The 17,825-nt window shown below is 46.2% G+C and carries 19 protein-coding genes and 1 CRISPR repeat array; of the genes, 9 read left to right on the plus strand and 10 right to left on the minus strand.

From position 1 onward, the window contains the following. Positions 1 to 14 precede the first annotated feature (14 nt). Positions 15 to 409: a CRISPR direct-repeat array (repeat unit 37 nt; unit sequence GTTTCAATCCCTGGTAGGGATTAATAAGGAATTCCAG). A 358-nt stretch (positions 410 to 767) separates the two neighbouring features. From RIC07_RS05235 to RIC07_RS05245, 3 genes are all read left to right on the plus strand, one after another. Then, positions 768 to 1,544 (plus strand): DUF6816 family protein, encoded by a 777-nt coding sequence (locus tag RIC07_RS05235; RefSeq protein ID WP_446393630.1) that lies wholly within the window; start codon positions 768 to 770, stop codon positions 1,542 to 1,544. 817 nt (positions 1,545 to 2,361) lie between these two features. Further along, positions 2,362 to 3,357, plus strand: a complete 996-nt coding sequence (arsS, locus tag RIC07_RS05240; RefSeq protein WP_446393583.1) for an arsenosugar biosynthesis radical SAM (seleno)protein ArsS — start codon at positions 2,362 to 2,364, stop codon at positions 3,355 to 3,357. Positions 3,358 to 3,368: 11 nt separating this feature from the next. Beyond that, on the plus strand, positions 3,369 to 3,494 hold the full coding sequence (locus RIC07_RS05245) for a hypothetical protein (RefSeq protein WP_446393584.1): 126 nt from the start codon (positions 3,369 to 3,371) through the stop codon (positions 3,492 to 3,494). A 147-nt stretch (positions 3,495 to 3,641) separates the two neighbouring features. Here the strand turns inward: RIC07_RS05245 and RIC07_RS05250 are convergent, their stop codons facing one another. The 5 genes from RIC07_RS05250 to RIC07_RS05270 all read right to left on the minus strand — a co-directional run bounded on the left by RIC07_RS05250 (position 3,642) and on the right by RIC07_RS05270 (position 7,182). Further along, complete coding sequence (locus tag RIC07_RS05250; protein ID WP_446393585.1) at positions 3,642 to 4,538, minus strand: ROK family protein; 897 nt, start codon at positions 4,536 to 4,538, stop codon at positions 3,642 to 3,644. An 86-nt stretch (positions 4,539 to 4,624) separates the two neighbouring features. After that, positions 4,625 to 5,170, minus strand: a complete 546-nt coding sequence (locus RIC07_RS05255) for a hypothetical protein (RefSeq protein ID WP_446393586.1) — start codon at positions 5,168 to 5,170, stop codon at positions 4,625 to 4,627. Positions 5,171 to 5,423: 253 nt separating this feature from the next. After that, positions 5,424 to 6,299, minus strand: coding sequence for an ABC transporter permease (locus RIC07_RS05260; protein WP_446393587.1), 876 nt, complete (start codon positions 6,297 to 6,299; stop codon positions 5,424 to 5,426). Continuing rightward, entirely contained in the window at positions 6,296 to 6,733 is a 438-nt protein-coding gene (locus RIC07_RS05265) for an NUDIX hydrolase (RefSeq protein WP_446393588.1), read from the minus strand. The genes RIC07_RS05260 and RIC07_RS05265 overlap by 4 nt, the downstream gene beginning before the upstream one ends. A gap of 62 nt (positions 6,734 to 6,795) precedes the next feature. Then, positions 6,796 to 7,182, minus strand: coding sequence for a hypothetical protein (locus RIC07_RS05270; RefSeq protein WP_446375710.1), 387 nt, complete (start codon positions 7,180 to 7,182; stop codon positions 6,796 to 6,798). A gap of 197 nt (positions 7,183 to 7,379) precedes the next feature. Here RIC07_RS05270 and folD point away from each other — a divergent pair, with 197 nt between their 5' ends. The 3 genes from folD (at position 7,380) to RIC07_RS05285 (ending at position 9,830) form a co-directional block, all read left to right on the plus strand. Continuing rightward, entirely contained in the window at positions 7,380 to 8,255 is an 876-nt protein-coding gene (folD, locus tag RIC07_RS05275) for a bifunctional methylenetetrahydrofolate dehydrogenase/methenyltetrahydrofolate cyclohydrolase FolD (protein WP_446393589.1), read from the plus strand. Positions 8,256 to 8,313: 58 nt separating this feature from the next. Further along, positions 8,314 to 9,243, plus strand: coding sequence for a geranylgeranyl diphosphate synthase CrtE (crtE, locus tag RIC07_RS05280; protein ID WP_446393590.1), 930 nt, complete (start codon positions 8,314 to 8,316; stop codon positions 9,241 to 9,243). Positions 9,244 to 9,368: 125 nt separating this feature from the next. Next, the gene (locus RIC07_RS05285) at positions 9,369 to 9,830 is read left to right on the plus strand and encodes a divergent PAP2 family protein (RefSeq protein ID WP_006097891.1); all 462 of its coding nucleotides are present in this window, start codon (positions 9,369 to 9,371) and stop codon (positions 9,828 to 9,830) included. A 26-nt stretch (positions 9,831 to 9,856) separates the two neighbouring features. Here the strand turns inward: RIC07_RS05285 and RIC07_RS05290 are convergent, their stop codons facing one another. The 3 genes from RIC07_RS05290 to RIC07_RS05300 all read right to left on the minus strand — a co-directional run bounded on the left by RIC07_RS05290 (position 9,857) and on the right by RIC07_RS05300 (position 11,335). Continuing rightward, positions 9,857 to 10,186, minus strand: coding sequence for an MgPME-cyclase complex family protein (locus RIC07_RS05290; RefSeq protein WP_446393591.1), 330 nt, complete (start codon positions 10,184 to 10,186; stop codon positions 9,857 to 9,859). 268 nt (positions 10,187 to 10,454) lie between these two features. Next, complete coding sequence (locus RIC07_RS05295) at positions 10,455 to 10,577, minus strand: hypothetical protein (protein ID WP_446393592.1); 123 nt, start codon at positions 10,575 to 10,577, stop codon at positions 10,455 to 10,457. 26 nt (positions 10,578 to 10,603) lie between these two features. After that, a complete protein-coding gene (locus RIC07_RS05300; protein WP_446393593.1) occupies positions 10,604 to 11,335 on the minus strand; it encodes a pyridoxine 5'-phosphate synthase in 732 nt (243 codons plus the stop codon). 95 nt (positions 11,336 to 11,430) lie between these two features. Between RIC07_RS05300 and RIC07_RS05305 the strand changes: the two genes are divergently transcribed. After that, positions 11,431 to 12,204 carry a DUF4058 family protein gene (locus RIC07_RS05305; protein WP_446393594.1) on the plus strand — a complete coding sequence of 258 codons (774 nt, stop codon included), beginning with the start codon at positions 11,431 to 11,433 and terminating at the stop codon, positions 12,202 to 12,204. On the opposite strand, the gene RIC07_RS05310 is transcribed toward RIC07_RS05305, so the two are convergent. Beyond that, on the minus strand, positions 12,191 to 14,044 hold the full coding sequence (locus RIC07_RS05310) for a hypothetical protein (RefSeq protein ID WP_446393595.1): 1,854 nt from the start codon (positions 14,042 to 14,044) through the stop codon (positions 12,191 to 12,193). The two genes, RIC07_RS05305 and RIC07_RS05310, sit on opposite strands and share 14 nt — an antisense overlap. A gap of 84 nt (positions 14,045 to 14,128) precedes the next feature. Here RIC07_RS05310 and RIC07_RS05315 point away from each other — a divergent pair, with 84 nt between their 5' ends. Continuing rightward, complete coding sequence (locus RIC07_RS05315) at positions 14,129 to 15,034, plus strand: GerMN domain-containing protein (RefSeq protein ID WP_446393596.1); 906 nt, start codon at positions 14,129 to 14,131, stop codon at positions 15,032 to 15,034. 466 nt (positions 15,035 to 15,500) lie between these two features. On the opposite strand, the gene RIC07_RS05320 is transcribed toward RIC07_RS05315, so the two are convergent. Then, entirely contained in the window at positions 15,501 to 16,478 is a 978-nt protein-coding gene (locus RIC07_RS05320) for a YdcF family protein (protein ID WP_446393597.1), read from the minus strand. 321 nt (positions 16,479 to 16,799) lie between these two features. On the opposite strand from RIC07_RS05320, the gene galE reads away from it, so the two are divergent. Then, on the plus strand, positions 16,800 to 17,798 hold the full coding sequence (gene galE, locus RIC07_RS05325) for a UDP-glucose 4-epimerase GalE (protein WP_446393598.1): 999 nt from the start codon (positions 16,800 to 16,802) through the stop codon (positions 17,796 to 17,798). Positions 17,799 to 17,825: the final 27 nt, after the last annotated feature.

Consider the following 17,825-nt stretch of genomic DNA (forward strand, 5'->3'; position numbering starts at 1 on the left):
CAATTGTATTAGATGTTTCAATCCCTGGTAGGGATTAATAAGGAATTCCAGTTATAGCTTTATGTGCTGGGTTTGAGCTTGCTGAGTTTCAATCCCTGGTAGGGATTAATAAGGAATTCCAGACGAGAGAATTAAGGCTTATTCTATTCTTTATGAGTTTCAATCCCTGGTAGGGATTAATAAGGAATTCCAGTTTCTAATTTCTGATGGTTTTCTCTCAATTTGTCGTTTCAATCCCTGGTAGGGATTAATAAGGAATTCCAGCATGGTGACTTCCGTTACAGCCCAGAAGAATACGCAGGTTTCAATCCCTGGTAGGGATTAATAAGGAATTCCAGTCGCGTCAGGGATATCCTCATTCGCACTATAGATGTTTCAATCCCTGGTAGGGATTAATAAGGAATTCCAGTGCAGCCTCTTAGAACCCATACTGTATTTGGTTTTCAAGGTGCGATTTCGACAACCTCATATAACTATAGCATTTCAGCCATCGCCTTTGACAAGACCCCTTAAACAAAATAGGCTCAAATCCTTTTTGTATAAGCTTTTCAGCCATTGCGACAACCCCCTAAACAGCAAAATAGGCGGCAAACCCTTACCCGATAAGGGATACAGCCTCAAATTTAGACTCCTCTGAAAAAACACCTACTGGTTGTCGCATCTAGACCGAGAAATTGGCATGATTGGATAGAAGTTCACTACCGAGGTGTGCGATCGCGCTCTCTCTTGTTAACCGATACCCAGCAAAGGTCAATTCAGTTGTGGCGATTCTTCCCAGACTCATCGGATGCGGCTTAATCCTAGTCTACTGCCTTTGGACAAATCCAGCCCAAGCCGGACAACTCGCCGATCGCGTGGCGCAATTCCCCAATTGGCAAGGTAAACCCCCAGTAACGGCGGCGATGGGGGATTTGGTTTATCCTGATTGGATGGAGGGAACCTGGAACGTTACCAGCACTCTCGTGGAACAAGTTGCACCCTTAGCGCCAGAGATTGTCACGCCGGGATTTCAGAGTAATCGCCGCTATTTAAATCAGCCGATGCAGTTTCAGGTACGGTTTGAACGGGTTGATCAGGTGCAATCGAAATCTCGCGATCGCATTATACCCCTTCCCCAGCAAACGGAATCCGCCGTTGTTGCTGATCGAGAATTTAATGGCTTGAATATCGCCCAAGCCTATCTCGGCGATAGCGCCATTCGTTCTGTTAAGGTTGATCCGGCGTCTGTAAATCGGCAAATCACCGAATTGCGATCGGGACGCCAACTTATCTCTATTGTTACAGGTCGAAACACAGAAACCCCCAGCCGCGATCGCTTTATTACCACAGAAGTCACTAACCAATACTTTCGCGGTACAACCCAACCCTATTTAAATCAGGTGGAAACCACAACCGCTTATCACTACTTACCATCACCCGATTCCGAAATTCAAGCATGGCAAATCACCGCGATTTACCTTTCCCCTCAAGATCCTGATTATTTTCAGGCGTTGGATAAACCCGTCGCCTTGTATCGGTATCGACTCCAATTAGAACCGATCTAATCGTTATGACTTGCTGAATAAGGGTTGGGGTAAGAGAAGGAAACAGGGGAAAGGTAAGAAGCCAGACAATAAGCTGTCATGCCTTTAAATTAGGAATGGGTAGCGAGCAAGATGCTCGCACTGAACGTGATTTCGCCATTATTGACATTAAGGTTTAAATGCCGAACAGCTTACTGTAGCCGGGGTCAAATAAATTCAAGTCTGGCTTAACTGAGCAATATTCAACCGGACATGATATTATAATTACAAATCCCATATTGCCATTAGAGTGCCAGAATTTGCTGATGATTTAATCCACCGACATGTTAATTTTTTCTTACTCAGAGGCTTGGCATCCATCAAGAAGGCTTTGCCTGTTAATCTAGAACTATCATAAATTGTTTCTTTGCGGGATTTCTCTTTCACTCCTTTCATCATTTCGCTCCTGAGTTAATGGCATGAATTAACCCAACCTTAACCTTTTATTTGAGCGTCTTGGTGAAGCGGTAATGAAGGTTTAACTCAAAACTGTAAAGCTTTTATTTTTTATTTTCAAAGATTATTGACAAGTAGTCGGACAAAACAAAACAGCACGCCCACTAAGTTTTGTAAACAACCCTCAAACCCTTACAAAGGACGTAGATTGCTTCTCGATGAAAGCGAGTATGACGAATGACGAATGACAAATGACGAATGACTGATTCTCAGCAAAAACTCATTGAACTGCTGTTTAATTGATCTCGGTCAGACTAAATGATTTATTATAGACTCAGCTAGCCGATATGGGTTTAGCTAGTCAGATACTGAAGTCAAGATACATTTCCAGGGATTTAACGTAGTGACACAGACAGCCACATTAGCGGTAACACCGTTTCGCCAACAACTGAGTACACCTTTAACTAAAAACAAAATTACAGTTCTGCAAATCAATTTGGGAAAACGCTGTAATCTCGCCTGTACCCATTGCCATGTGGAAGCGGGACCTAAACGCACGGAAGAACTGACGCCGGAAATCTGTGACCAACTTATCGAACTAATTCATCGCTTTCCGCAAATCCAAACCGTTGATTTGACTGGCGGTGCGCCGGAAATGAATTATGGGTTTAAACCCTTAGTTGAAGCAGCGCGGGCAACGGGAAAGGAGGTGATTGTGCGGTCAAATTTGACGATTTTCTTTGAACCGGGATTCCAGGATTTGCCCGACTACTTTGCTCAACATCAGGTGAGAGTTGTTGCCTCGCTTCCCTGCTATTTAGAGGATAATGTGGATAAAATGCGGGGGAAAGGAGTTTACAATGATTCGATTCGGGCAATTCAACGGTTAAATCAATTGGGGTATGGGAAAAATCCGCAGTTAATCCTGGATTTGGTTTATAACCCGGTGTTGCCCGTGAGTGAAGATTTTTCCTTAACGCCGAATCAGGTGAAGTTGGAACAGGATTATAAACGGTTCCTTCAGGAAAATTTTGATATTGAGTTTAACCAGTTGTTTACGATTACCAATTTGCCCATTGGCAGAACGAAGTTTTATCTGCAACGAACCAAGCTGTATACGCCGTATCTGAAGTTTCTGGAAGATAATTTTAATCCGACGACGGTGGAACATTTGATGTGTCGAAATGAACTCTCGATTGATTATCGAGGAAATGTTTACGACTGTGATTTTAATCAGATGGAAGAGATTCCGGCTCAGTCTGGTACTGGGGAAACATTAACCGTGGGTAAGCTATTAGCCGCAGGAAGCTTAGATATCATTGACGAAATTCGCACAGCTTCCTATTGTTACGGTTGCACCGCCGGGTGTGGTTCGAGTTGCGGTGGTGCTTTGACTTGAGTGCAGCGGACATGAAAATACTTGAGCAGCTTCGTAGATACGATGAAGCTGGGGAAGCTGGGGAAGATAGGGAAGCTGGGGAAGATAGGGGAGATGGGGAAGATAGGGGAGATAGGGAAGATGGGGAAATTGTGTAGGGGCGGGTTTCACAACTATCTTTTCGGTTACACCCAGATGTAATTAAACCCGCCCCGACTAAATGACAAATGACAAATGACAAATGACAAATGACAAATAACAAATGACAAATGACAAATGACAAATGACAAATGACCAATAACAACTCATAATTCATCATTTCTCATTTGCAGTGCTAATTTGGCAGCCCCAACCATTCCCGCCTGATTACCTAGCGTAGCAGGAAGTAACTGTAAACCTGTACGAGAACTCGGTAACACTCGACGTTCAATTTCTGCCCAAGCCGCCGGGAAGAAAAATTTGGCACTTGCACTAACTCCACCCCCAATAATAATCGCCTCTGGAGTAAGAACATAAATCAAACTCGCCAGTCCTGCGCCTAAATCCCGTCCGTAATGGTTCCAAAATTCTAACGCCTTTGGATTACCTTCATTTGCCAAAATCCCCAGTTCAGTTGGTTCTTTTCCGGTACGGCGACGAATTGCCCCAATGGACAGATATTGTTCCAGAGACCCTTGATTGCCACTATTACAAGGTGAACCCTCTGGATTTAATGTGATTAACCCCAATTCCCCGGCTGCGCCCTGATGACCGACAAAGAGTTTCTCATCTAGAATAATTGCACCGCCGACGCCAGTACCCAACGTCAGCATAATCAGATGGCGAAACTGACGTCCTGCACCTAACCAAGCTTCGCCTAAACCCGCGCAATTGGCATCATTGGCGATAATCGTCGGACAACCTGTTTTAGCTTCTAACCAATCCGCTAGGGGAATATCATGCCAATCGTTGAGGTTAATCGCCACTCTCGCAATCCGTCCGGTTGCATCCGCAGGTCCGGGAGTACCCACTCCAATGGCAATTACGCTATGGTTGGTATCAAGTTGTGCGATCGCGTCAGCCATTACCTCAACCACGGCTTTTGGAGTTGAGGGTTGGGGCGTCGCCACCGTTACAGATTGGATGCAAGTGCCATTTTTCTGGAAAAGTCCCAGCTTAATCGCGGTTCCACCTAAGTCAATACCAATTACGTCATTTGTCATTTGTCATTTGTCATTTGTCAGGTAACGGGGAACGGGGAACAGGGAACAGGGAACAGGGAAGGGGGAACAGGCTATATTAAACCATACTAATCAGCAATGTTGAATGAATTCCAAAAGGCTTGGAAGTCTTGTTCGGCGCGGCGGTAATTGGCTTCTTTTTGGTCTAAAGCAGCTTGGGAGATTTCGCCATCTTGGAATTGTTTTTGAGCGAGTTCAAATTCGAGTTTAGCGATCTGATACGCTTGTTTTTTAAGCGTACCTTCTACAGAATCCACCCAGTTGGGAAAACCCAGATGCTGTGTTTCCCAGCCAGTATGATCAATTTCCGCCATTTGGCGATCGCCTAAAATCGGTTGGCTGGTTTCGGTTAACTGTTGGAAGCTGGACAGGGCGTTTCTAATTTGTTGAATGCGTTCTAGAGAGTTTGAGAGAGAAAAGCGTTCATTTAGGGTATAGTCAACAGGTTCATCGGGATGAACTGGAGAAAGAGATGGGTTATCTTGAGATACATTAGCGGGTTGAGGCAGTTGGGCGACAGAACTTGTCCACCAAAACCCCGCACTAGCTAGGGGAATGAGTAGTAACCCACTCATGGCGGCGAAACGTATAGACTTGGGTTGGATAAATTTCATACAAATTGGCTGATAAAATTCTCAGCTTTGAAAACTTATGTCTTCATTATTCGACGAGAATGAGATGATTTCCGGTTCCTGGAAAAGTTTTGACCCTTCGCGGCGCTACGGAACCTGATTTGTAGGGGCGAGTTTAGGGATTTTCTTCTCGCTATTGATGATAACGTTGGTGCAAAACCCGCCCTGACTAAGGTTTAGCGTAACTACCTCCATCTCCCCATCTCCGCCATCTCCCTCATCTCCCTCATCTCCCCTATCGCCCACGGGGATTAATAATCTCCGTTAACCCTTCTCCCAATAGGGATAAGCCAACCACCATAGATGTCATCGCTAAACCCGGAAATAACGCCGTCCACCAAATCCCTGTAGGTAAAGCATCCAGCGCTTGACGCAAATCATGTCCCCATTCTGGAGTTTCTGCCGATAGCCCCAGTCCCAAGAATCCCAGTCCACCTAAAATTAAAATAGCGTCGGCAGCATTGAGGGTAAATAAAACCGGGACACTTTGAATCACATTGAGAAACAAATAACGGGAGAGAACCCGCCCAGGAGAAGCACCCATCGCTTGCGCGGCTTCGATAAATAGTTCAGTTTTGACGCTGGCGGTATGATTACGGACAACGCGATAATATTGGGGAACATAAGAAATACTGAGTGCGATCGCGGCATTAAAGACGCCTCGCCCAACCACAAAGGCTAGGGTAATAGATAGCAGCAATCCGGGCAAGGTATAGATCGTATCCATCAAAAACAGCAACACCCGATCTAATCTACCGCCGAGATACCCACTAATTAACCCCAAGGGAACACCAATAATTAAACTCAAGCTGGTTGCTAGAATCACCACCTTTAACGCCGCTTGAGTACCAAATAAGGTGCGGGAGAAAACATCATACCCTTGGCGTGTCGTACCGAACCAGTGTTCACCACCGGGAGGTTCGTGAATCGGGTTAATCAGGGATGCAGTGGGATCTTGCAGCCATCCCCATGCTTGAAAAACAGGGGCAAAAATAGCGATGAGGATGAACACCAAGGTGATAATTACCCCCACCGCCATCAGTTTCATCGAAAGGCTGGCATATCGGCTAAAACGTAAAAGATGAGACAACCGCAGTCGCGTCAGGGTCATTGGTAAGGTTTCCTCGCCAAGAAATCTAATAAAATGGTCTGGTGAGGTTGCCCTAGAGGACGCACCTGACCCGCTACTTCCGAATAAGCCTGACCTGTCTGAATTTGTTCGGGCGTCAACAAACCCAGATCCCAACCTTCTTGTAATACCAATTGATTCAATTCCACCGTTAAAGGGGCGTGGAATATATGACGAATAACGTGGGCATCATTATAGCAATCAAACGTTGCCAATTGGGGGGGAGAATAGGAAATTTCTTCGAGTAATTCTCGCCGCATCCCCACCTCTGGCGTTTCTCCGGGTTCCAGATGACCGCCAAAGAACCCCCAGCACCCTGGATAAAGAATACCTGGGATATCGTTCCTAAGCTGCATCAGGAACCGTCCCGAACGGTAGAGAATCGCGATCGCGACTTCAATCGATTGATTCTTCATTATTCACTACTGATACCATGTTGTTGTAGCTGGTGTTGTTGTAGCAGACTTCTTATGACAAATCATTCAGCCTTCCGTTCGATCTGTTCTGTTTCTTGAAGATAGAGTTCACCCATTTCCTGTCCACTAATAGGAATACTTTGAAATTGTACCTGTCCCCCAATTACAACCTGATCCCCCACATTGGGAAGTTCTTGATTGCTGACAACCCAAATTTTGCCGGTGGTGTCCTGAACTTGATAAGCGCCGGAGTTCAAAAAGGGGGCTTGGCTAATCACTTGACCTTGCAGGTAAACCACATCCCTGGCATTCTGAGCCGATTGAATCTCACTAATTGCGGTGAGATTTGCAGTAGGAGCGCTACCCATACCAGGGGGAGTAGGGACATAGCTACAACTTACCAGTCCTCCCCCAAACAGCAAAGCACACATTGGCAGGAGATAAAACATAGTTGACCTTTGGCGGATTGGAATTGACGAGCAAAGGCGTGAGCGATGGTCGTTTTGAGCAGACATTGCCATGACTGTTCCCCACGCTAAACGGTTTACATCCCGGTTATAGCTTAGATGCTTGAGAATTGAATACTGGTCAGTGGCACCACTACCCGTAAAATAATCAAAGTCCTTAGATGTCTCTCAACCTGCTCATGAAATCTGTTTACCCTCAGTTACTGGATGGCAAAGCCCTGGCTCAACGCATTCAAGATCAGCTCAAAGCGGAAGTAGAACGGCTCAAATCAACGTATGGACGCCCACCTGGATTAGCGGTGCTAATGGTGGGCGACAATCCAGCTAGCGCCGCCTACGTGCGGAATAAAGAACGTGCCTGTGCCAAAGTTGGGATTGCCTCCTTTGGGAAACATTTTCCGGCTGATGTCTCTCAAGCTGAGGTTGAGCAAACCATTCATCGCCTTAATCAAGACCCAAACGTTGATGGTATCCTCCTACAACTTCCTTTACCCGAACATCTAAATGGCGTCTATTTACTCCACCAAATTGATCCTGATAAAGATGTCGATGGACTGCATCCCCTAAATTTAGGGCGTCTGGTGCGAGGTGAAACGGGACTGCAAAGCTGCACGCCAGCCGGAGTGATGCGTCTGTTGCGAGAGTACCAGATTGATGTGGAAGGAAAACATGCGCTTGTCGTCGGACGGAGTATTTTGGTGGGCAAGCCAATGGCGCTAATGTTACTCGAAGCTGATGCTACCGTTACGATTGCCCATTTGCGTACCCAAAATTTGGCTGAACTGAGTCGTCAGGCGGATATCTTGATTACTGCTGCCGGACGCCCTAAGCTAATTACGGCGGATCAGGTTAAACCGAATGCCATTGTGATTGATGTGGGTATAAATCGCGTCACCGATGATCAGGGAAAATCCCGCCTCGTGGGTGATGTGGATTTTGACGCCGTTCGGGACATGACCCAATTTATCACCCCGGTTCCTGGTGGTGTTGGACCGATGACGGTGACAATGTTATTGCAAAATACTGTTTTTAGCTATACCAGAACTCACTCATAATGCCCCTAGGCTCGTAGAATTGTTAAGACAGTGAACAGACGATTTAAGGAATGATGGCATGGTAGCAACAGATGGGCGACCTGCCCCCAATGGGGAATCCCCAGCCTTTGATTTATCGACCTATCTAAAAGAGCGGCAAGCTCAAGTGGAGGCGGCTTTAGACCGTTCTTTGCCCCTAGGTTATCCGGAAAAGATTTACGAGGCAATGCGCTATTCTCTCTTAGCTGGGGGGAAACGGTTGCGTCCGATTCTTTGTCTGGCAACCTGTGAACTGATGGGTGGCACGATGGAGATGGCAATGCCAACCGCCTGCGCCCTGGAAATGCTCCACACCATGTCGTTAATCCATGATGACCTTCCCGCTATGGATAACGACGACTACCGTCGGGGTCAACTCACCAATCATAAGGTCTACGGTGAGGATATGGCGATTCTGGCTGGTGATGGTTTGCTGGCGTATGCGTTTGAATATGTCGCCGCTCAAACTCAGGGAGTTCCAGCCAAGCAGGTGTTGCAAGTGATTGCTCGTCTAGGTCGAACCGTGGGCGCAACTGGATTGGTTGGGGGTCAAGTGGTTGATTTGGAATCCGAGGGAAAATCGGATATTCAAGAGGAAACCCTCCATTACATTCACACCCATAAAACCGGAGCGTTGCTGGAAACCTGCGTCGTCTGTGGCGGAATTTTGGCAGGTGCAACCGATGCGGATATAGAACGTCTGTCTCGCTATGCTCAAAATATTGGTTTAGCGTTTCAAATTATCGATGATATCCTGGACATCACCGCGACTCAGGAGGAATTAGGCAAAACGGCGGGGAAAGACCTGCAAGCGCAGAAAGCTACCTATCCTAGCCTCTGGGGACTAGAGGCTTCTAAAGCTAAAGCTCAAGAGTTGATTGAAGAGGCTATTGCCCAACTGGAACCGTTTGGTGAGCGCTCTCAACCCTTAATTGCTCTGGCTAATTTCATTACCGCACGAACTTATTAGTTTTTTGTCGGGCAATAGGGAATAAGGAATAAGGGAACTCTTAACAGGGAATTCAAGAGCAACTCCTTGTAATTTGTGACTGCTTAAACATCCGTTGATCAACAACCAATTTGAACTGAAACACGATGCAGGATTTTGGCAATATCCTAAACAACCAGGTGCTACTGGTTGCACTGATTGCTTGTTTAGTGGCTCAACTCCTTAAGCTACTGGTCGAGTTAACGAAGGATCGAAAATTTAATCTCCGCACCTTGGTGACAACTGGCGGGATGCCTAGCGCTCATTCAGCCTTGGTTACCGCCTTGGCTGCGGGTGTGGGACAAACGATGGGATGGGCGTCTCCTGATTTTGCGATCGCGACGATTTTTGCTGTAATTGTGATGTACGATGCCGCAGGCGTTCGACAAGCCGCAGGTAAGCAAGCTCGTATCCTCAACCAAATTATTGATGAGTTATTTCAAGAAGGCAAAGAGTTTAATGAGGATCGCCTGAAAGAATTGCTGGGGCATACCCCCTTTCAAGTGATTGTGGGTTCAATCTTAGGGGTACTCATTTCTTGGTTAGCTGCCCCAGCTTATTGTTTTTAGAGTAGGGGTTGGACTGAAAGCCTCGGTTAGGATACAGAGGCTAAAGAGGCGATGGGGTCAGGAATTGTATCTGATGGTGCTTGAAATTCTCCAGTTTTGACGAATTCTAAGCGTAGCTTTAACCAGGTGATAAACTTGGGGTTGCTTGAAATAATAGCGGCAGCAGGTTGAGGACATTCCTGTTTAACTTGCGCCATTTCTGGAGCTTCCAAAAATGCGGGTTGTTTGACCAGCCAAAAGTCAATCTCTTTTCCCTTATCTTGGTAGTCTTTGGTTCGTTCTCTGAGAACTTCTTCAAAGGGTTCTTCTTCAAGTAAGAAGCGTTGACTGGCGACTAGATAGTAATAGGTTTGCATGGTTTTAATTGGGTGATTGGTGAACAGGTGATTGAGAAGGTTTTGAGTGTGTAGGGGCGCGTTTTACGACTATCATCTCTTTTTGACCCAGATGTAACTAAACCCGCCCCGATCAATTGAGTTAGTTTTGACCCTTCACTTCGCTATCGGGCATGGCTTTAACTTGAGTAAGGGCGGGTTTTGTTGTTAATTTATCGGTGGGGAGGGCGGGTTTCGTTGTTCATTCTATTGGTGGGGAGGGCGGGTTTCGTTGTTCATTTATTGGTGACTAGCTGAATTGATTCCCTAAACCCGCCCCTACAATTATGGCTAAACCCGCCCCTACAATTATGGCTAAACCCGCCCCTACAATTATGGCTAAACCCGCCCCTACAATTGACAAATGTGTCATGGTATGTATGGAACATAATTTTTGACTTAACTCCCCTCATCCTTTCTCCGCATGGCTTGCTTCATTTCCCGAACTGCCCGTTCTAATCCAACTAGCGAAGCTCGTGCGATAATACTATGACCAATATTAAGTTCTTCCATACCTTCTAAACAAGCCACTGGGTAGACATTCCAATAGGTTAAACCATGACCAGCATTTACCCGCAACCCAGCCGCGATCGCTTGTTGGCATCCTTTGGCTAACAGATCCAGTTGCGTTTGGCGACTGGCTTCGTCTTTGGCTTCGGCATAAGATCCCGTATGCAGTTCAATAAACTTAGCGTTAATTGCCGCCGATGCTTCGATCTGGGCAGGATCAGCATCGATAAATAGACTAACGGGAATCCCGGCATCTTGCAACTGAGCCACCACTTCACCCAGGCGGGATTTTTGACCCGCAATATCTAATCCTCCCTCAGTGGTGACTTCCTCCCGTCGTTCTGGAACTAGGGTAATATAATCCGGTTTAACCTCAAGTGCGATCGCTACCATTTCCTCGGTTGGTGCCATTTCCATATTTAAGTGAGTTCGCACCGTCTGGCGCAAGAGTCGGATATCCCGATCTTGAATATGGCGTCGATCTTCCCGCAGGTGTGCCGTAATCCCATCCGCCCCCGCTAATTCGGCTAACACCGCCGCCGCCACGGGATCGGGTTCCACAGTGCGCCGCGCCTGTCGAATTGTGGCAATGTGGTCAATGTTGACGCCAAGGGTTAGCACTCGCGTTTTTCTCCTGAAACCGTTTTCTCTACAGCCCTTTATTGTATCTGAAAGTATCATAGAACTATCAAAACGATGCCTGCCCTAGTCTACTTATGCCTTCGCCGTTTCCAGGGATGAATCCCTATCTAGAGAATCCAGAATTTTGGTCGGAAGTCCATCACTTGCTGATCAGTATCCTGGCTGAGACATTGAATCCTCAACTGCTTCCTAAATATCGAGTTGCGATCGAGAAACGGGTTTACCAGATGAATGGAGATGATGCGCTGTTGGTGGGTATTCCTGATGTGACAGTAGAACACTCTCGTACTCCAATCAACCAAAACCAATCTAACGTGGCTGTTGCGACACCTCCCTCCACGCCAGTCACCGTCACTGTGCCAGTACCCCTGGAATTCAGAGAAGGCTATCTAGAGGTAAGAGAAGTCACCACCAAAGAAGTGGTAACAGTCATTGAGGTTCTCTCTCCCAGCAATAAGCGCCCTGGAAAAGGACGGGAAACCTATTTGGAGAAACGTCAACAGGTTTTGGCAAGTCGGACGCACCTGCTTGAGATCGATCTCCTCCGAGGTGGAAAGCCAATGCCTGTTTCTGGTGATAATATCCAAGGGAGTTACAGAATTTTGGTGAGTCAGTGCGATCGCCGTCCTCGCGCCGATTTGTATGTCTTCAACCTCCAAGATTTAATCCCAACTTTTCCATTGCCTCTGCGAACCGAAGATACAGAACCGATTATCGATTTGCACTTGCTACTTGATCGGGTTTATGACCGCGCTGGCTATGCTTTTGCTATAGATTATAACGGTGAGCCTTTACCGCCTGCTGATCCAACTACGGCTGAGTGGATTGAGTTTGCTACAATTGACTGATACAACTTGTTTGTAACACCACAAATCTCTCCATCTGAAATACTGAACAATCCTCAACTACCCCAGCTAATGCTGGAGTGATTCCCTGAGTTAGCCTCTCTTGCGCCTCTAAAGTGACAGGTTGATAATCTCGCAGCCAATCATGATTGGCTAGATACTCTGGCGTAAAGGCAGTATTGTCTAATAGCCAAAAGTCTACTCCATAGCGTTGGATAAACTGTTTCACTTCCTCTAAATCTGAACTATACTGAGCTTGAATCAGGTCAGTTGTGCGTTGGCGAAATTGACGATAATACCCCCAATGATAAGGAATCGCATATTCCCGCCCGACTAAAATAGAGCGTTGGGCAAAGGTGGGTAGATTATCTGCCTCTTCTGATACTGAAGCAATTAAACTGTCTTTGGGTTGCTGTTGGAAGAATTGATACAAAGCAGGAAAATGACCCTCTTTGTATTTGGTTAACGGAAAGGGTTCCACTAAGTAGGGATAGAAAAGCAACGCTGCGGTGATGACGCTGATTGTTAGGTAGTGGTAGATTCTAAGTTTTGAGTAGGGACGGGTTTCTCCATTATTGTTTCTTTTCACCCTGCTGTCACTAGACCTACCCTGACCAAGAATTAGACTTTTGAGTTTTTGGGGATGAAACTCTATTCTGAAAATAGCATCAAGGACGATTGTTAAAACCATCCCGGCTGATACGGATAAAAGAATGCGAAAGCTGTGTTCGGTATAACGACTAGGAAGATGTAGGTTAAATAGGAGCAGATGGGCAACGATGAACATTACGATAGATGCCCAAAAGATTTTAGTTAATACTTTTATCTGAGGAGAAAGCGATTTAACTAGCGGGAATGAGTTGGGATATTGGACTAGAATGGGTAAGAGTATTCCTAAGGTTAAAGTTGCAGGTCTAACGAAACCTACATTTAATAAACCACTGCGGGAACCGAGAAAAAAGAAATACCAGGGGTTATGACTGAAAAAATAACTGCGTCCATTTTCCCAGAATTCGGGTAATTGTTTGGCTTGAGTGGCGGTGATGACTGGATCGAATTTTCCGGGGATTAGGGCGTAGCTGGAAATGGCGATTATTGTGAGGATTAGACCTATGAATGATAGGTAATGGGAACGTAGCTTTGCTTTTTTGGGAAACGCTCCAGGGGCGCGGAGGTAAGCGCAGAGGGACGCAGGGGTTCGTAGAAGTGAGTTTCTTGTGGTAAAAATTTGTAGGATGAATAGGGCGGCACAAATTAATAAATATTGGGGATAGAATAGGGCTAGTAGGATGATTGTGGCTAGGCAAGGCAGTAGAGATTGGCGTAATAAGTAGTATAAAAAGGCGAGGAATAGGGGGTAAACAAAGGCTCTGGGTGTGGCTGAGATGAGATCATCTTTCATCCAAAGACTTTGATTGAGTAGTACTGTGGTGATAAAGCCAGCCGCAGGTACGGGTAAGAGTTGGAGTGATATACCAAAACAGTACCCTGTCGCGATCGCGCCGAGAATGGGTGGTAGGAGTTTGTTGAAGAGAAAGGGATGGATGCCTAAAGCGGCGGCGATGCGGTAAATGGCAGTATATCCCACAGGGGCGATGGATTGGAAATAATCGGCGATTAAGTCATGGGGAAATAATTCGCCATCAATAAACCGTTGCATCCAAAAGACATGCTGGCGGGCATCATCTTGAACAATATAGGCATGACTAAAGGCTTCCCGCAGGGCTAACCCACTGTAAATTGCGGCGATGGTTAAGCTTAAACTGAACCAAAATACAACCTGAACCGTTAACCCTGTTGACCTAGGTTGAGTTAAAACGTTTTGCAGAGGTTGACGTCGCATAAAATGATATTACTTTAGCAAGATGAATAAAATTGAACTTACTTGAATCATAAAACAGTAGGCAAATCAGGAACTATTGATTTTATGAGTCAGAGTAAAATAAATTTAAAACATCAATCAATATTTATAAGTGCTGTCTTGGCGCTATCCTTCACAACGGCATCGGCTGGGGAAGCGCACAGCACCTCTGTAACCCCTCCGGAGAACTCTGAAGCCACCTCACAACCTCAACCCCAGACGATTAGCCAAAATCCAGATGAACCCAGGCAAATTCAAGTCTTTTTACCCAAGCCTTCCGCCGACAATCAAACGATAGGGTACGTTGAACCCGTTACCCGAGCCACATCCCGCGTCGATGTTGCTGAATTTGCGATTGAGCAAGTTGTTCAAGGACCCACATCCGCCGAAAAAGAGGAAGGATTTGCTGACTTGATTGACTTTCGCGGCGAATCTACCTGTGGTGAAAACTTTACCGTTGATATTTCCAATGGAATTGCCCAACTTCAATTTTGTCGGACAGTCTATACGGCTGGACTTGGCGAAGATGCGGGAATCCAAAAAGCTGTAACCAACACACTCAAACAGTTCAATAGTGTTGACCAAGTAGTTATTCTCAACAAAAACGGCGACTGCTTTAAAGATATGAGTGGTAAAAATGCCTGCTTGAATTCCATTGACGGTGTTGTGTGGCGACCTGTTCCTGAGACTAAAGCATCGTCTGGGGGTGAATTAGGTCAGGTTGATAATCAACCTTGGGAAGTCGGACTTAATACCATTAGTCGTAATGGAAATGCGATTAACTTTGATGTGAACGCCAATGGCAAGTATGTCAGATATTCGGGAAATTGCCAACGCGAGTTGTTATCTAGAATTAAAGTTGGCGATGTGGAAAATGGTCAAGTTACGGATACTATGTCCGTGAATGAAAACTATTTCAAAGCTAACCGATTTCAAGAACCCGTTTTAGACTATGCTTGCACCCATAGTTAGGGGCTGCTGAATAAGTGGTGTGGTGAGGGGGAAATTCTTCAAGGCTGGAATCCTGATTAGGTTTCAGATCTAAAATAGTTGCCTTGGCAACGCTTATCGTCAAGTCAAGAGAAGCTGTAGCATAACTAATCGCCTGTATTAATTTGCCATCGTTAAAAAAATGTTCAGCAACCTCTAACAGGTCTTTGTGTTCTTTGAGTGTTTCCATAATCGATGAGAAATAGCTAGGGACTCAACAGTGAACCTCTAGTTTCTTGCTCATTGACTGAACTTGTCATCGACCTGAGGTTATAGGCTGTTTTCAGCTTATCCGATAAAGTCTTGAATGATAGGGAAGATAGGGCGGGTTTAGCTGTATCTGGGTAAGGTAAGTAACAATAATGGTGAAACCCGCCCCTACAAACCAGGTTCCCTTGAGCCAAGTGAAGGGTTCCCACCTTGCAGATTTTTCAGATTCGCGAAATGGTTAAACAACGGCGGGAGCTTGCCAACCTCGCAAATAATAGTAAATCGAGGCGTAAAACTCTTCCACAATTCGCGTCGTGACAGTCAGCGCTTCTACAGAGGGGATAAAGGATTCAATCCATTGGTTGATGGTGGATGTTGTTCCCGGTTGAACGGTAAAGAAGCCGGTCGGTTTAGCCACAACATTGTTGAGACCTACACTTCTAAACGCCTGTTGGGCACGACGGCTGTTATAGGCTGAAGTCACCAGAAAAACACGATTGTCTGCTATTCCCTGATCGCGTAATATATCTTCAACTTCTTCGGCGCTGGTGCGGAGATTGGTAGCCGTGGGTTCAACTACAATTCGGGTTTGGGGAACCCCAAACTGTACCAGTAAGGCGCGGATATCATTGGCTTCGACAACTTGGTCTTGATTTCCTTCCAGGTTAGGTCGAGGACCAGCACTAACCACGACTAAGGGGTTATTGCCAGATTGTCGATACAGTTGAGCGGCATAAAGAATGCGATCGCCCGTATCGGTGAGTTGAATTTGGGTTCGAGGCGGTTCATCGGGTTGGGTGGTGCCTTGTCCAAGAACCACAATCGCTGAGGCGGTTTGAGCCGCCGCCGACTCAGGCGTAACCACTGTTTGTTCCGTGCTAGCCGCCAACAGGTTAGAGAAAAAGGGCGTGCTGGCGAGGAGTAAGATTAGTAAGGCTGCCATAACCTGGTTCTTTGACTTATCCAGCCCTTGGCGGAGGGCAAAACCCAACAGCACGATGGAAGCCCCGACAGGTTTCAAGAAAAACGACAGAATGTTCCAAATCGTTGATACTGCATCATTGCCGGGAGAGAAAAACGCCACAACAATGAAGCCAAACAGAAATAAACCCCCAAGCAAGGTAAAATACTCCTTGGGGATTACCTTCTTAAACAGGTTGTAGAGAATAACTGCAATCAGCAGCCAGAGTAGGATTCGAGTCAGTAGTAAAAACATTGTGTTTTGACGGTGTAACGTTTGGACAGTGAGCGAGGAATTGTTACTTGTTAGTCTGACTCCTCAAAATAACAATTAACAAGTTAGGGGGGATTGGGATCAGGTTTTGTGTAACGTATCACTTGGGGAGAGCATGGTTCAAATAACCCTAACACGGGCATTATACTCGTCATTGTCCACAAACATGAGGGAGAGGGGGGAGAGGGGCGATGGAGAAGAGGGGGGAGAAGCCGTTTTGAGCCAAATTACTATTCAAGCAAAGACAAATAGCGGAAATATTTGTAAAGTTAGTCTATAAAACGAAACAGGGGCGGTTTGAGCGTGTCGCAAGTCCAACCGGAAATTCTAGTGACTGGCGGAGCTGGATACATTGGCTCTCATACAGTATTAGCCCTGCAACGGGCAGGTTACAACGTCGTTGTCCTGGATAACCTGGTCTGTGGACATCGAGAGTTTGTAGAAGAGATCCTGAAAGCGAAATTGGTGATCGGGGATGTGGGCGATCGCACTCTGTTAGACCAACTCTTCGCCAGCCACAATATTGGCGCTGTACTCCACTTTGCCGCCTATATTGCCGTGGGTGAGTCGGTTACCTATCCGGCTAAATACTACCGCAATAACGTTAGTGGTACGCTGACTCTCTTAGAAGCCATGGTCGCCGCTGATGTGAAAACCTTAGTGTTTCCCTCCACCTGTGCAGTCTACGGGATGCCTCAGCAAGTGCCAATGACCGAAGTCCATCCGCAAAATCCGATTAATCCTTATGCCACGAGTAAGTGGATGATGGAACGGATGCTAGCGGACTTTGATCACGCCTACCAGTTACGTTCCATTGTGTTTCGCTTCTTCAACGCGGCTGGGGCGAATCCTGAAGGACGACTGGGTGAAGATCATTACCCAGAAACTCATCTGATCCCATTAGTCTTGTGGACAGCATTAGGCAAACGGGACTCGATTTCCATTTGGGGAACCGACTACTCCACCCCAGACGGAACCTGCTTGCGCGATTATATTCATGTCAGCGATTTGGCAGATGCCCATATCCTCGGGCTAGAGTATTTGTTAGGTGGCGGCAAGAGTGAAATCTTTAATTTAGGCAGTGGTAACGGGTTCTCCGTGCGACAGGTGATTGACACAGCCAGGCAAGTCACCCAGAAAGATATTAAAATCATTGAGTGCGATCGCCGCCCTGGTGATGCACCGATTTTGGTGGGTAGTAGCGACAAGGCGAGGAAAATTTTGGGTTGGTCTGCCAAATACCCGGAACTCAGTAAAATTATTAGCGATGCTTGGCAGTGGCATCAACGGCGTCATCATTAGTTTAGTAAAGTATGGACAATTGCTATT

The sequence above is a fragment of the Coleofasciculus sp. E1-EBD-02 genome, from assembly GCF_040218245.1.
Taxonomy (GTDB): domain Bacteria; phylum Cyanobacteriota; class Cyanobacteriia; order Cyanobacteriales; family Coleofasciculaceae; genus Coleofasciculus.

Coding starts and splice junctions, on each gene's coding strand:
- RIC07_RS05245 (WP_446393584.1), top strand. CDS start 3,369: ATGAAAATACTTGAGCAGCTTCGTAGATACGATGAAGCTGGGGAAGCT.
- RIC07_RS05250 (WP_446393585.1), bottom strand. CDS start 4,538: ATGACAAATGACGTAATTGGTATTGACTTAGGTGGAACCGCGATTAAG.
- RIC07_RS05255 (WP_446393586.1), bottom strand. CDS start 5,170: ATGAAATTTATCCAACCCAAGTCTATACGTTTCGCCGCCATGAGTGGG.
- RIC07_RS05260 (WP_446393587.1), bottom strand. CDS start 6,299: ATGACCCTGACGCGACTGCGGTTGTCTCATCTTTTACGTTTTAGCCGA.
- RIC07_RS05265 (WP_446393588.1), bottom strand. CDS start 6,733: ATGAAGAATCAATCGATTGAAGTCGCGATCGCGATTCTCTACCGTTCG.
- RIC07_RS05270 (WP_446375710.1), bottom strand. CDS start 7,182: ATGTTTTATCTCCTGCCAATGTGTGCTTTGCTGTTTGGGGGAGGACTG.
- folD (WP_446393589.1), top strand. CDS start 7,380: ATGAAATCTGTTTACCCTCAGTTACTGGATGGCAAAGCCCTGGCTCAA.
- crtE (WP_446393590.1), top strand. CDS start 8,314: ATGGTAGCAACAGATGGGCGACCTGCCCCCAATGGGGAATCCCCAGCC.
- RIC07_RS05285 (WP_006097891.1), top strand. CDS start 9,369: ATGCAGGATTTTGGCAATATCCTAAACAACCAGGTGCTACTGGTTGCA.
- RIC07_RS05290 (WP_446393591.1), bottom strand. CDS start 10,186: ATGCAAACCTATTACTATCTAGTCGCCAGTCAACGCTTCTTACTTGAA.
- RIC07_RS05295 (WP_446393592.1), bottom strand. CDS start 10,577: ATGACACATTTGTCAATTGTAGGGGCGGGTTTAGCCATAATTGTAGGG.
- RIC07_RS05305 (WP_446393594.1), top strand. CDS start 11,431: ATGCCTTCGCCGTTTCCAGGGATGAATCCCTATCTAGAGAATCCAGAA.
- RIC07_RS05310 (WP_446393595.1), bottom strand. CDS start 14,044: ATGCGACGTCAACCTCTGCAAAACGTTTTAACTCAACCTAGGTCAACA.
- RIC07_RS05315 (WP_446393596.1), top strand. CDS start 14,129: ATGAGTCAGAGTAAAATAAATTTAAAACATCAATCAATATTTATAAGT.
- RIC07_RS05320 (WP_446393597.1), bottom strand. CDS start 16,478: ATGTTTTTACTACTGACTCGAATCCTACTCTGGCTGCTGATTGCAGTT.